Source organism: Streptomyces sp. NPDC058221 (assembly GCF_042882365.1).
Classification (GTDB): Bacteria; Actinomycetota; Actinomycetes; order Streptomycetales; family Streptomycetaceae; genus Streptomyces.
In genome coordinates this window covers 34,348-47,650 of the sequence record NZ_JBHVWF010000016.1, presented here as the reverse complement: position 1 = coordinate 47,650, position 13,303 = coordinate 34,348, and the positions used below count along the sequence as shown (strand labels likewise).

The window sequence follows — 13,303 nt, the reverse complement described above, 5'->3', positions numbered from 1 at the left end:
TCGGTCGCAGTCAGCGGCATCTGCCCGGGTCTCTCCGGGACCGGTCACGGTCGACGTCATGTCTCAGGCCTCCCGGAGCTTCGGGTTGAAGACCTCGTCGAGGCCGACGTTGGCGACGTAGAGCGCGCCGACGATCGCGGTGATCCCGGCGCCCGGCGGAACGAACCACCACCACATGCCGAGTTGGAGCGCGCTCCACTGCTGGGCGCTCTGCAGCATCAGCCCGAGCGAGACGCCCTCGGTGGGGCCGAGCCCGATGAAGTCGAGGGAGGAGGCGATCAGCACGGAACCGCCGAACAGCAGGATGAACATCATGAAGAGGTACGAGCTCATGTTGGGTGCGATCTCGCGGAAGACGATCCGCCAGGTGCCGCTGCCGCTGAGCCGGGCCAGGTCCACGAACTCCCGGGTGCGCAGCGAGAAGGTCTGGGCCCGGATCGCCCGCGCCGCCCAGGGCCAGGACGTGAGCCCGATGAACAGGCCCTGCACGGGCACCGAGCGGACCCCGAGGTAGGCGTTGATGATCAGCAGCACGGCCAGCGCGGGCAGCACGAGGACCACGTTGGTGAGCATGTTGAGGATCTCGTCGACGACTCCGCCGCGGTAGCCGGCCAGGAAGCCGACGAGCATGGCGATGACGGCGGCGATGGCCCCGCCGACGGCGCCGACCAGGAAGGTGGCGCGCAGCCCGTGCACGAACTGCGCGTACACGTCCTGGCCGAAGGTGGTGGTGCCCATCCAGTACGTGCCGTCCGGCGCCGCCGCCTGCGGGCCGACGTACTCGTTGGGGTCGGAGCTGTCGAGCAGCGGCGGTCCGACGAGGCCGACGAGCAGGAGGAGCACGACGACGGAGAACCCGATGAGGAGCTTCGGGTTGCGCACGGCGTAGTGGAGCGTCTCCCGGCCGGGGCGTGCGGCGGAGGCGGGCGCGGCGGCCGGGTCGGTGGCCGGTTCGGGCACGGTGCTCATGACTGGCCTCCTGCCATGCCGGTACGGGTGCGGGGGTCGACGACGACGTACACCAGGTCGATGAGGAAGTTGGCGATCAGTACGCCGATGACGATGAACAGGAACGCGCCCTGGAGCAGGAAGAAGTCCTGGTTCTGGATCGCGGCCAGGATCAGCGAGCCGAGCCCGGGATAGGCGAAGACGATCTCGGTGACGAGCGCCCCGGCCACCAGGACGCCCAGCTGGAGGGCGAGTCCGGTGATCTGGGGCAGGACGGCGTTGCGGAAGGCGTAGCGGCGGATGAGCCGCTGCGGGGCGCCGAGGGCCGCCAGATAGGACGAGTAGTCGGACTCCAGCTCGTAGATGATCATGTTGCGCATGCCGATGGCCCAGCCGCCGAGCGCGACCAGGAACAGCGAGAGGAACGGCAGCACCCAGTGCTGGAGCAGGTCGACGGCGAAGGCGGCGGACCAGCTCGGCTGGATGTCGAGGCTGTAGCCGCCGGAGATCGGGAACCAGCCCGCCTTGGAGCCGAGCGCCCAGGCCAGGATGACGGCGATCCACATGTACGGCATCGCGGTCAGCAGGTACCCGGCCGGGAGCACGGTGTTGTCGAGAACCTTGCGCCGGGCGGCCAGCGCCCCGGCCCAGTTGCCGACGAACCAGCTGAGCAGGACGGCCGGGATCATCAGACCCAGCGTGTACGGAAGGGCGTCGAGCAGCACATCGGCGACGGGCTTGGGGAAGACCCAGATGGACAGCCCGAAGTCGCCCTGCAGCAGGGCGCTCCAGAAGTGCAGGTACTGCTGCCAGACGGGCTCGTCGAAGCCGAACAGGCCGTTGTAGTAGGAGCGCATCGCCTCGACGGCCTCGGGCTGCGAGACCCTGGCCCGGGCCACCATGGCGGCGACCGGATCGCCGGGCATGAAGCGCGGGATCATCCAGTTGACGGTGACGGCGACGACGAAGGTCAGCGCGTAGATCAGAAGTTTTCGGGCGAAGTAGCGGCGCAAGGGAGCTCCCCGGGGAGAGCCCCGCCGTGCGGGCAGCGGTCAGGGCGGCACGCGCACGGCGGGGCGGTCATGGATGCGGAGAGACCGGCGGGGTGCCGGTCGTTCTCAGAACGGCCGTGTCACTTGACGGGCTTGAGCTGCGTGAGCGCCTCGAAGCCGCCCATCTCCAGCCAGTTGCGCCACAGCGCCGGTGCGTACTTGGGCGCACCTGCGGCGTCCGACGGCCAGTTCGTCCAGCTCCCGGTGGTGGACTGGGCCCAGAGGCCGTTGTACCAGAGGGGGATGACCGGCATCTCCTTGAGCTGGATGTCCTGGATCCTGGAGATGACCTTCTTCATGCCCTCGGTGTCATCGGTCTTCACCCCGCCGAGCTCCTGTACGAGCTTCCAGGCCTCCTTGTTCTCGTAGCGGCCGAAGTTCACCGTGTTCTGCTGCTTCTGGACGGGCAGCTGGAACATGTACTCGTAGTACGTCCACGGGGTGTTGGACAGCTGGCGCTCGTTGTTGACGACGAGGTCGAAGTTGCCCTTGCCGCGCTGTTCGTTGAGGGCGTTCGCGTCGGGGAACTCGGTGGTGACGGCGATGCCCGCGGCCTTGGCGGACGAGGCGATGACCTTGGCGGCCTCCATCCAGTCGGTCCAGCCGGTGGGTACGGCCAGCTTCAGGCTGAGCTTGGAGCCGTCCTTGTTCTCCACGAGACCGTCGCCGTCGGTGTCCTTGTATCCGGCGTCGGCGAGGGTCTGCCTGGCCTTGGCCGTGTCGAAGCGGAAGCCCTCGCTGGCCACCAGGCCCTGGTCGACGAACTTGTCCCACTGCGGGAGCAGCCCGGTCGGGTCGGCGGGCTTGACCAGCCCCCCGTACACGCCCTTGACGATCTTCCCGACGTCGACGGAGGCGGCGAGAGCCCTGCGGAAGGCCGCGTCGTTCATCGGCTTCTTCGTGGTGTTGGGCACCAGCCAGGCGGTGTTGGCGGAGAGCATGTAGGGCGGCTTGTCGTAGTACGAGACGACCTTCTTGCTCTTGACCAGCGAGGCGGCGCCGGGCAGGAAGTTGTTGCTCAGGTCCAGCTGGCCCTGGCCCAGCTGGCCGATGACGACCTCGTTGCTGGGGTTGGAGACGTCCACGATGTAGCGGGGTGCGGGCTTCATGGAGAGCGCCTTGACGCCCCACCAGTCGTCGCGCCGCTGCCAGACGACCCGGTCCTGGGAGTGGCTCCGAAGCGTGTACGCGCCACTGCCGACCGGCTTGTCGTTGACGCCGTCGAGGATCTCCTTCTCGGAGCGCTTGCCCCAGATGTGCTCGGGGACGATCGGCTGGCCGTAGAGGGTGTAGTCCCACTCCTGGTAGCGGGCCTCCTTGAAGGTGAAGCGGACGGTCGTGGCGTCCACCGCCTTCGCGTCCGACAGCCAGCTCCACAGGGTGTGGAAGGACGAGGCCTCGATCTTGCCCAGCCCGTAGGAGTACGCGACGTCCTTGGCGGTGAGCGGCTTTCCGTCGGACCAGGTGATGCCCGGACGGAGCTTCAGCTCGTACGTCCTGTCGCCCGTCCAGCTGCCCGACTCGGCGAGCCAGGGTGTCAGCTTGCCCGCGTTGGGGTCGAAGTGGAACAGGGTCTCGTAGACCAGGCCCTTGGTGCCGGTGGCGTGGTCCCAGTTGTGCAGCGGGTTGTAGTTGGCCGGCGGCCCCCACTGCGTACCGGTGGTGTAGAGCGTCTCGTTACGCGGAAGCGCACCGCTCCCGCCGCCGGATCCGCCCGAGCCGCCCGCCGAGGAGCCGCCCCCCGTGCACGCGGTGGCGGCGAGTGCGATCACGGCGAGCGTGGTCGCGATCCGTCCCCGGAATCCCGTGCCCATCGTCCCTCCTTCTCCCCGCCGTCCCTGCCGAGCGGAGCTACTGAACCGGGTAAGTGCCGTGAAGTTAAGGCCGCCCGGAGAGCCTGTCAAGGGTGCGGGAGCGCTCCCATTTCGTTGCTGGCAAAGGGAGTTGAGTGATCAATGCCTCCCGGTAAGGTGCTGACCGGGAGGCCGCCGGTGCTTAGGATGGGCGTCGAACACGAACCGGTTAAGCGAGGTCGCATGCCCAGGCACCGCCCCACGATCGCCGATATCGCACGCCGCGCCGGCGTCTCCAAGGTCGCGGTGTCGTACGCGCTGAACGACCGGCCCGGCGTCTCCCCGGCGACCCGCGCCTCGATCAAGGCCATCGCGCAGGAGATCGGCTGGCAGCCCAACAGCGCGGCCCGCGCCCTCACCCGGGCGCGCGCCGACGCGGTGGGCCTCGCCCTGTGCCGGCCCGCCCGGCTGCTCGGCATGGAGCCGTTCTACATGGAGCTGATCAGCGGCATCGAGAGCGAGCTCTCGCCGCGCGGCTGCGCCCTGCTCCTCCAGGTCGTCAGCGACCCGGCCCAGGAGCTGGAGGTCTACCGCCGCTGGTGGGGCGAGGGCCGGGTGGACGGGGTGTTCCTCGCCGATCTGCACAGCCCCGACCCGCGGATCGAGGGCATCGTCGGACTCGGGCTGCCGGCCGTGGTGATCGGCCACCCGTCGGCGGCCGGCCCGCTCGCCTCGGTGTGGTCGGACGACGCGGCGGCGGTACGGGACACCCTCACGTATCTGGCCGCGCTGGGGCACCGGTCGATCGCCCGGGTCGCGGGGCTGCCCGGGCTGAACCACACCGGGCTGCGCGACCGCGCCCAGCGCGAGGTCTGCGCCGAACTCGGGCTCGGCGAGCCGGTGATCGTCCACACCGACTACTCCGGCGAGGACGGGGCGCACGCCACCCGACAGCTCATCAGCTCCCCGCAGCGGCCGACCGCCGTCATCTACGACAACGACATCATGGCCGTCGCCGGGCTGTCGGTCGCCCAGGAGATGGGACTCGACGTACCGGGCGACCTCTCGCTGGTCGCCTGGGACGACTCCCAGCTCTCCCGGGTGGTCCGGCCGCCGCTGACCGCGCTGAGCCGTGACATCCCCGCGTACGGCGGCCACGCCGCGCGCACCCTGCTGGCCCTGGTCACCGACGGCGCGGCCGACGGGTTCGAGGACGCGGCGGCCCGGCTCGTCCCACGCGGGTCGACGGCAGCGCCGCGGTAGGGGCTGCCCCGTAATCCCTGCCGGGCAGGCACCCGGCCGGCGTCGCCCGTCTCAGGGCCCGTGTCATACCGCAGGAGGACGCGGGACCCTCCCGGTGCGACTCAAGGCGGCCCCGGGAACGGGCACCGGGAGTGACGACCGGTGGCCCGGCGGAAGAGACGATGGAGCAGTGCCCTTCCCCGGCCGCCGCCCCAGCAGGGGCCGGCCACGCACACTCTCCGTTCCGTACGAAACCGACCCTGGAGTCTCCCGTGACCACCATGACCACCGCTCACCGCGCCACCGCGGTGGCTGCCCGCGCCACGGAACTGTCGAAGGTCTACGGGGAGGGCGAGACCAAGGTGACCGCGCTGGACCGGGTCACCGTGGACTTCCCGCAGGGCGAGTTCACCGCGATCATGGGCCCGTCCGGCTCCGGCAAGTCCACGCTGATGCACTGCGTGGCCGGGCTCGACAGCTTCAGCAGCGGATCGGTGCGGATCGGCGAGACGGAGCTGGGCTCGCTCAAGGACAAGCAGCTCACCCAGCTGCGCCGGGACAAGATCGGTTTCATCTTCCAGGCGTTCAACCTGCTGCCGACGCTGACGGCACTGGAGAACATCACGCTGCCGATGGACATCGCGGGCCGCAAGCCCAACCAGGAGTGGCTGCACAAGGTCATCGAGATGGTGGGCCTCTCCGACCGGCTGAAGCACCGGCCCACCGAGCTCTCCGGCGGCCAGCAGCAGCGCGTCGCGGTGGCCCGTGCCCTGGCCTCGCAGCCGGAGATCATCTTCGGTGACGAGCCGACCGGGAACCTGGACTCCCGCTCCGGTGCCGAGGTCCTCGGCTTCCTGCGCAACTCGGTGCGCGAGCTGGGCCAGACCGTGGTGATGGTGACCCACGACCCGGCCGCCGCCTCCTACGCGGACCGGGTGATCTTCCTCGCGGACGGGGCGATCGTGGACCAGATGATGCACCCCACCGCCGACGGGGTGCTGGACCGGATGAAGGCGTTCGACGCCAAGGGCCGCACCAGCTGAGCCCCGCGCCCTTCCCGGGCTCCTCCGTCGCACCGCCCCGTGCCGCGCGACGACTGAGCCATGCCCCCATCCGGAACCCCTCTGCTCCCAGGACTGACTGACATGTTCCGTACCGCCCTGCGCAATGTGCTCTCGCACAAGGCCAGGCTGCTGATGACCGTCCTCGCCGTCATGCTCGGCGTGGCCTTCGTCTCCGGCACCCTGGTCTTCACCGACACTCTCGGCAACGCCTTCCGCAACCAGTCGGCGAAGAACTACGACGACGTCGCCGTCGCGGTCTCCACGTACGCCAACCAGCGTGACGAGAAGACCCCCGCCATCGACGCCGCCACCCTGAAGAAGATCCAGGCCCTGGACGGTGTGCGCACCGCCACCGGCCGGGTCGACGGCTTCGCCGGGGTGGCCGACCCCGACGGCAAGCTGATCGGCAACGGCTGGACCAACACCGGTGCCAACTTCGCCCCCGGCAAGGGCGGCAAGGACCCGCAGTACACCTTCACCGACGGCTCCGGTCCGACCGCCGCGGGCAGCATCGCCCTGGACAAGGACACCGCGGAGAAGGGCGAGTACGAGGTCGGCGACAAGGTACGGGTCGCCACGAACGGGCCGGTGAAGGAGTACACCCTCTCCGGCGTCTTCACCACCGAGGACGGCGCGGTCAACGCCGGCGGCAGCCTGGTCCTCTTCGACACCGCGGTGGCGCAGAAGCTCTTCCTGCGGCCGGGCGAGTTCCGGAACGTCTCCGTCGCCGCCGCGTCCGGCGCGTCCGACCAGCAGGTGCTGGCCGCCGTGAAGCCGCTGCTGCCCAAGGACGCCGAGGCCAAGGTCGGCAAGGTGGTCGCGGACGAGGAGGCAGAGCAGACCGAACGCGGCCTGAGCAGCCTCAACAAGCTGCTGCTCGGCTTCGCGGGCATCGCCCTCTTCGTCGGCATCTTCCTGATCGCCAACACCTTCACCATGCTGGTCGCCCAGCGCACCAAGGAACTGGCGCTGCTGCGGGCCGTCGGTGCCTCGCGCCGTCAGGTCAAGCGCTCGGTGCTGCTCGAAGCGGGTGTGGTGGGTCTGATCGCGTCCGTCATCGGCTTCGCGGTGGGCCTCGCCCTCGCCACCGGGCTGCGCTCCGCGATGGGACTGATCGGCGGCAAGATCCCGGCCGGTCCGCTGGTGGTCGCTCCGACCACGGTCGTCGCCGCCTTCGGTGTCGGCGTCCTGATCACCGTGCTGGCCGCCTGGCTGCCCGCCCGGCGGGCCGCGAAGATCCCGCCGGTCGCGGCGATGAACAGCCAGTACGCGGTGGCCACCGTGAAGTCCCTGGTGCTGCGCAACTCGATCGGCGCGGTCATCACGCTGCTCGGTGCGGTGGCGATCGTGGCCGGTTCCACGCAGTCCGGCACGAGTGCTCAGCTCGCCATCGCGGCCGGCGCCTTCCTGGCGCTGATCGGCGTCATCATCCTCATCCCGCTGTTGTCCCGCCCGGTGATCGCCCTGGTGCGCCCGCTGCTGCGGCGACTGTTCGGGGTCTCGGGCAAGCTCGCCGCGCAGAACGCGGTCCGCAACCCGCGGCGCACCGGCGCCACCGCCTCCGCCCTGGCGATCGGTCTCACCCTCGTCACCGGCATCTCGGTGCTCGGCGTCACCCTCGGCCAGGCGGTCGACCGGACGACGACGGACTACATCAAGGCCGACTACATGGTCTCGATGGCGGGCGGGGACTCCCTCGACGAGTCGGCGCTCACCGCCCTGGAGAAGGCCGACGGCGTCACCGCGGTCTCACCCCAGCAGTCCGTCTGGCTGACGGTCGGCGGCGCCGACCTCTCGGCGTCCGGCGTGACCCCCGGCGACGTGCAGAAGGTGCTCGCCGTCGACACCGTCTCGGGCTCGGCGGACTCCCTCGGCAAGGGCGAGATCGTCGTCTCCGAGAAGACCGCGAAGTCGAACGGCTGGAAGACCGGGGACACCGTCCCGGTGACGTACGACGACGACAAGAAGGAGAACCTGAAGGTCGGCGCGCTCTACAAGGACAACGAGTTCCTGTCGCCGGTCCTGATCCCCCGCGACAAGGTGGCCCCGCACGAGGGCCGTCCGGACATCCGCGAGATCTTCGTGAAGGCGGACGGCGGCGCGAGCGCGGCCAACGAGAAGTCCGTGGTGAACGCGCTGGGCGACAACCCGGGCATGAGCGTGATGGACCGCCAGGACATCCGGGACACGTTCGGCGGCGACATCAACCTCATGATGAACATCATGTACGGCCTGCTGGCGATGGCGCTGATCATCGCCGTGCTCGGAGTCGTCAACACCCTGGCCATGTCCGTCTTCGAACGGCAGCAGGAGATCGGCATGCTGCGGGCGATCGGCCTGGACCGGCGCAAGGTCAAGCGCATGATCCGGCTGGAGGCCGTCGTCATCTCGCTGTTCGGCGCGGTGGTCGGCATCGGGCTCGGCATGTTCCTCGGCTGGGCGATCGGCCAGTCCGCTTCGTCCTCGATCCCGCAGTACGAACTGGTCGTGCCGTGGGGCCGGATCGCGCTCTTCCTGGTGCTCGCCGGGCTGGTGGGGGTGCTGGCCGCCCTGTGGCCGGCTCGCAACGCCGCCAAGCTCAACATGCTGACGGCCATCAAGACCGAATAGCGCCGGACGGCATACGCGCAGGAGGGCCGGTATCCGCCACCGCGGGTACCGGCCCTCCTGCGCGTGCCCGGCTCAGCCGGTCGCGTCCGCCTTCCAGTCGCGGGCGCGCAGCGGCATACGGGCGGTTCCGCCGTCCGCCGGCCGCACGGCCAGGATCTGGTTGACGCCGATCTTGTTGTGCTCGAAGGAGAGCGCGGAGGCGGCCATGTAGAGCCGCCAGACCCTGGCCCGGCCGGGCGAGGTCATCTTCACCGCGCGCTGCCAGTCCTTCTCCAGGTTGGCGACCCAGCGGCGCAGGGTCAGTGCGTAGTGCTCGCGGAGCGACTCGACGTCACGGGCCTCGAAACCGGCTTCTTCGAGGGTCGCGACGGTACGGCCCAGCGGGGCCAGTTCACCGTCCGGGAAGACATAGGCGTCGATGAACTCGTCCACGTGGTACGCGGACTCGTCCTTCTCCGGGCGGCGGGCGATCTGGTGGTTGAGGAGACGCCCGCCGGGCTTGAGGAGTGCGTAGACGTCGTCGGCGTACTCGCGGTAGCGGACCGAGCCGACGTGTTCCGCCATCCCGATGGAGGAGATGGCGTCGTACGGGCCGTCCCTGACGTCCCGGTAGTCCTGGACCCGGATCTCGATCCGGTCGGTCAGGCCCTCTTCCGCGATGCGCTTCCTGGCGAAGGCGGCCTGTTCGGTGGAGAGGGTCACACCGGTGACCCGGGCGCCGTACTCGCGGGCCGCGTGGATGGCCATGGAGCCCCATCCGCAGCCGACGTCCAGGAGCCGGTCGCCCTCCTTCAGCGCGAGCTTGCGGCAGACCAGGTCCAGCTTGTCGCGCTGGGCGTCCTCCAGGGTGCCGTCGTCCTCCCAGTAGGCGCAGGAGTAGACCATGGACGGGCCGAGGACCAGTTGGTAGAAGTCATTGCCCACGTCGTAGTGGTGGCTGATGGCCTCCTTGTCGCGGCGCTTGGTGTGCAGGGCTCCGGTGCGGCGGCGTACCTCCTCCGGCGGCGGAGGCGGCGGCGGCCAGGGCCCGGCCAGCTGCAGCATCCCCTTGGCGGCGGCCCGCAGCTTCGGGTCGCGGACCGGATGGACGCTGTCCTTCGCCTCGGCCCCCCGGTCCCAGATCAGCCCGGCCATCAGGTCCAGGGTCTCGTACAGGTCCCCCTCGATGTCCAGTTCGCCGGCCACCCAGGCGCGGGCCAGGCCGAGTTCGCCGGGTTTCCACAACAGCCGGCGCAGGGCGCGGCGGTTCCTGATGACGAGGACGGGGGCACCGGGCGGTCCGGATTCGCTGCCGTCCCAGGCCCGGATGCGGACCGGTAGGGGTTCTCCCAGCAACTCCTGGGCGAGAGCGGTCAGCCGCAACGCGGCGTCTGCCATGGCGCACACCTCCGTGATGGTGTTTCCCGACGTGCCCAGACATGCCCACACATGTCTCGGACCACGCCCCGGCACCCTTCGGCGCCGCAGGCGAGGTACACCCCCCTCAACAGTTTCCGGCGGCCGCGCCATCCCGCTACTTCGCAATGGAACGGCAAAATACCTGTACGGACCATGCATCCGCCGGGTCACTGGCCGCCGAACCCTTGTACCGTGCCCCGCCCCGGCCTGCCCCGATACGCCGAAGGGGCCGTCCGCACCACGGATGGCGGACGGCCCCTTCGGGCGTCGTGCGACGTGCTCTGCGCGGATACGGGTATCCGCGGGCGGACCGGGAGGCGTTGGCCCCCGGTCCGGGGTGCGCGCTAGGAGGCCTTGGCCTTCTCGCCCACGGGCTGGGCCGCGGCGGGCGCCGGGGCCGGCTTGGCGGCCTCGTAGAACTCCTCGCGCGGCGTCTCCATGGCGCCGAGCGAGACGACCTCGCGCTTGAGGAACATCGCGAGGGTCCAGTCGGCGAAGATCCGGATCTTGCGGTTCCAGGTCGGCATCGCCATGCCGTGGTAACCACGGTGCATGTACCAGGCGAGACGGCCCTTGAGCTTGATCTTCACCTTGCCCATGACGATCATCGCGACGCCCTTGTGCAGGCCCAGACCGGCGACCGCACCCTTGTTGGCGTGGCTGTAGTCACCCTGCGGGAAGCCGCGCATCCCGGAGATGACGTTGTCACCGAGGACCTTGGCCTGACGCAGCGCGTGCTGGGCGTTCGGCGGGCACCAGGCGTTCGGGTTGCCGGCCTTGCGGCCGATCAGGTCCGGGACCTGGGCGTTGTCGCCCGCGGCCCAGATGTAGTCGGTGCCCTGCACCTGGAGCTTCTCGGAGGTGTCCACGTGACCGCGGGGGCCGAGCGGCAGGCCGAAGCGGGCCAGCGCCGGGTTCGGCTTCACGCCGGCTGTCCACACGATGGTGTTGGAGTCGACCTCCAGGCCGTTCTTCAGCACCACGTGACCGTCGACGCAGGAGTCCATGGAAGTCGAGAGGAAGACCTCGACACCACGGGACTCCAGGTGCTCCCGGCCCCAGGTGCCCAGCTTCGGGCCGACCTCGGGAAGGATCTTGTCGGCGGCGTCGACGAGCACGAAGCGCATGTCCTCGCGCTTCACGTTCGTGTAGTACTTCGCCGCGTCGCGGGCCATGTCCTCGACCTCGCCGATGGTCTCCGCACCGGCGAAACCGCCGCCCACGAAGACGAAGGTGAGCGCCCTGCGGCGGACATCCTCATCGGTGGTCGAGTCAGCCTTGTCCAGCTGCTCCAGAACGTGGTTGCGCAGGCCGATGGCCTCCTCGATGCCCTTCATACCGATGCCCTGTTCGGCCAGGCCGGGGATCGGGAAGGTACGGGAGACCGCGCCCATCGCGATGACCAGGTAGTCGAAGGGCAGCTCGTAGGCCTCGCCGACGAGCGGCGCAACCGTGGCGACCTTGCGGTCCTGGTCGATGGTCGTGACGCGGCCGGTGAGTACCTCGGCCTTCGGCAGGACGCGTCGCAGCGGGACGACGACATGCCGAGGCGAGATGCTGCCGGCAGCAGCTTCGGGGAGGAAGGGCTGGTACGTCATGTACGACCGGGGGTCGACGACCGTGACGGTCGCCTCTCCATAGCGCATCTTCTTCAGAATGCGCCGAGCTGCGTACAGGCCTACGTACCCACCGCCTACTACGAGGATCCTGGGACGCTCCGTGGTGCTCATGCCATCGAGTATCCACCCCCCTCAGGGGGCAGGCTCGTGAGCCCCTTCACAAGGTATGCCCCACCCTCTGCTACACTTCGCCGCCCACGTGACCCAGGTCATGGCCCGGAGGGGGAACCACAGCACTCCGGCGAACGTTGTTCACCGCTTGTGAGCTGGCCCTTGAGTCGCCGGGCGAGGTGGACCACCCCGTCGGTTCACGCTCCCGCAACACCCCCGGAACCGCCCGGCACACGGCGCGAGTGACCCCGCGCACCCTCCCCGGGGCCCGTACGGAGCAGAAGTCCGCCCCCAGGGACCCAATTCCTTGTGAAGAAGTTCACGAAGTTCGTCGCGACGCGTCCCGCAAGGGGCCGCCAGAGGCCCTCCCGGCGGCTCAAAAGTGCAGGCGGGAATGCGTATGAGCGACGTTTCCGCCCTCCGCCGCACCCCTTGTTCCCCGGCCTGCTCCTAGGCGATGGACCAGCCGATCCCGTCGAGGATGTCGTGCTCGCTGACGACCACTTCGCGGGCCCCGGTCCGTTCCATGACGGCGAGCAGGATCAGCGCTCCGGAAGCGATCACATCGACCCGCCCCGGGTGCATCGCACCGATCGCGGCGCGCTCCGCGTGGGTCGAGTCGAGCAGCCGCCCGGTGATCTCCCGGACCTGCTCCAGGGAGACCCGGCAGTGGTGGATCGCCTCGGAGTCGTACTCCTCCAGACCCAGCGCGACCGCGGCCACGGTGGTGACCGTGCCGGCCAGCCCGACGAGCGTGCCGGCCCCGGTGAGCGGCACGCTCTCCCCGGCCAGGTCCAGGGCGGCGTCCACGTCCGCCCGGATGGCGTCGACCGCCTCCGGCGTGGGCGGGTCGACGATCCCGGCTTCCCGCGCGAGGTGGCGCTCGGTCATCCGGACACAGCCGATGTCCACGGACCGGGCCGCCCGCACCCGGTCGTCACCGAGGACGAACTCGGTGGAGCCGCCGCCGATGTCCACCACGAGGTACGGCTTCGCCAGGTCGTCCCGGCCGGCGAGCTCCTTGGTGGCCCCGCCGAAGGAGAACTCCGCCTCCTGGTCACCGGTGATCACCTCGGGCTCGACGCCCAGGATGTCCAGCACACCACGGACGAAGTCGCCCCTGTTCTCCGCGTCCCGGGAGGCGGAGGTGGCGACGAAGCGGACCTTCTCCGCGCCGTGCTCCTTGATCACCGACGCGTACTGCCGGCACGCGGCGAACGTCCGCTCCAGCGCCTCGGGCGCGAGCCGCCCGGTCCGGTCGACGCCCTGCCCGAGCCGGACGATCTCCATCCGCCGGTCGAGTTCGACGAGCTCCCCGGTAGCGGGGTCGGCGTCCGCGACGAGCAGACGGATCGAGTTGGTACCGCAGTCAATGGCGGCCACACGCGTCATGTCTTCAGCCTCTCCAGCAGAACAAGCCGCTCCGACGGCAATTCAAGCCTCCCGGCGGCACTTCAAGCCCCTCC

The 13,303-nt window shown here is 69.8% G+C and carries 9 protein-coding genes; 3 read left to right on the top strand and 6 right to left on the bottom strand.

The features are described from left to right. Positions 1 to 63: 63 nt before the first annotated feature. The 3 genes from ACFVW8_RS08125 to ACFVW8_RS08115 form a co-directional block, all read right to left on the bottom strand. Positions 64 to 969, bottom strand: a complete 906-nt coding sequence (locus ACFVW8_RS08125; protein ID WP_389687304.1) for an ABC transporter permease — start codon at positions 967 to 969, stop codon at positions 64 to 66. Next, positions 966 to 1,961 carry an ABC transporter permease gene (locus ACFVW8_RS08120; RefSeq protein ID WP_389687302.1) on the bottom strand — a complete coding sequence of 332 codons (996 nt, stop codon included), beginning with the start codon at positions 1,959 to 1,961 and terminating at the stop codon, positions 966 to 968. The genes ACFVW8_RS08125 and ACFVW8_RS08120 overlap by 4 nt, the downstream gene beginning before the upstream one ends. A 119-nt stretch (positions 1,962 to 2,080) precedes the next feature. After that, entirely contained in the window at positions 2,081 to 3,814 is a 1,734-nt protein-coding gene (locus tag ACFVW8_RS08115) for an ABC transporter substrate-binding protein (protein WP_389687300.1), read from the bottom strand. 222 nt (positions 3,815 to 4,036) lie between these two features. Between ACFVW8_RS08115 and ACFVW8_RS08110 the strand changes: the two genes are divergently transcribed. The 3 genes from ACFVW8_RS08110 (at position 4,037) to ACFVW8_RS08100 (ending at position 8,709) form a co-directional block, all read left to right on the top strand. Continuing rightward, a complete protein-coding gene (locus tag ACFVW8_RS08110) occupies positions 4,037 to 5,056 on the top strand; it encodes a LacI family DNA-binding transcriptional regulator (RefSeq protein ID WP_389687298.1) in 1,020 nt (339 codons plus the stop codon). A 251-nt stretch (positions 5,057 to 5,307) separates the two neighbouring features. Further along, the gene (locus ACFVW8_RS08105) at positions 5,308 to 6,078 is read left to right on the top strand and encodes an ABC transporter ATP-binding protein (RefSeq protein ID WP_389687297.1); all 771 of its coding nucleotides are present in this window, start codon (positions 5,308 to 5,310) and stop codon (positions 6,076 to 6,078) included. Between the two features lie 102 nt (positions 6,079 to 6,180). Continuing rightward, positions 6,181 to 8,709: an ABC transporter permease gene (locus ACFVW8_RS08100; protein ID WP_389687295.1), complete on the top strand. Its 2,529-nt coding sequence runs from the start codon at positions 6,181 to 6,183 to the stop codon at positions 8,707 to 8,709. 72 nt (positions 8,710 to 8,781) lie between these two features. Here the strand turns inward: ACFVW8_RS08100 and ACFVW8_RS08095 are convergent, their stop codons facing one another. The 3 genes from ACFVW8_RS08095 to ACFVW8_RS08085 form a co-directional block, all read right to left on the bottom strand. Next, positions 8,782 to 10,086: a class I SAM-dependent methyltransferase gene (locus tag ACFVW8_RS08095; RefSeq protein ID WP_389687293.1), complete on the bottom strand. Its 1,305-nt coding sequence runs from the start codon at positions 10,084 to 10,086 to the stop codon at positions 8,782 to 8,784. A 365-nt stretch (positions 10,087 to 10,451) separates the two neighbouring features. Then, a complete protein-coding gene (locus ACFVW8_RS08090; RefSeq protein ID WP_389687291.1) occupies positions 10,452 to 11,837 on the bottom strand; it encodes an NAD(P)/FAD-dependent oxidoreductase in 1,386 nt (461 codons plus the stop codon). Positions 11,838 to 12,287: 450 nt separating this feature from the next. Beyond that, positions 12,288 to 13,229, bottom strand: a complete 942-nt coding sequence (locus ACFVW8_RS08085; protein WP_389687289.1) for an exopolyphosphatase — start codon at positions 13,227 to 13,229, stop codon at positions 12,288 to 12,290. Positions 13,230 to 13,303 lie beyond the last annotated feature (74 nt).

Bases quoted from the DNA above. Each gene is read 5' to 3' on its own strand.
- ACFVW8_RS08125 (WP_389687304.1), bottom strand. From the start codon at position 969: ATGAGCACCGTGCCCGAACCGGCCACCGACCCGGCCGCCGCGCCCGCC.
- ACFVW8_RS08115 (WP_389687300.1), bottom strand. From the start codon at position 3,814: ATGGGCACGGGATTCCGGGGACGGATCGCGACCACGCTCGCCGTGATC.
- ACFVW8_RS08110 (WP_389687298.1), top strand. From the start codon at position 4,037: ATGCCCAGGCACCGCCCCACGATCGCCGATATCGCACGCCGCGCCGGC.
- ACFVW8_RS08100 (WP_389687295.1), top strand. From the start codon at position 6,181: ATGTTCCGTACCGCCCTGCGCAATGTGCTCTCGCACAAGGCCAGGCTG.
- ACFVW8_RS08095 (WP_389687293.1), bottom strand. From the start codon at position 10,086: ATGGCAGACGCCGCGTTGCGGCTGACCGCTCTCGCCCAGGAGTTGCTG.
- ACFVW8_RS08090 (WP_389687291.1), bottom strand. From the start codon at position 11,837: ATGAGCACCACGGAGCGTCCCAGGATCCTCGTAGTAGGCGGTGGGTAC.
- ACFVW8_RS08085 (WP_389687289.1), bottom strand. From the start codon at position 13,229: ATGACGCGTGTGGCCGCCATTGACTGCGGTACCAACTCGATCCGTCTG.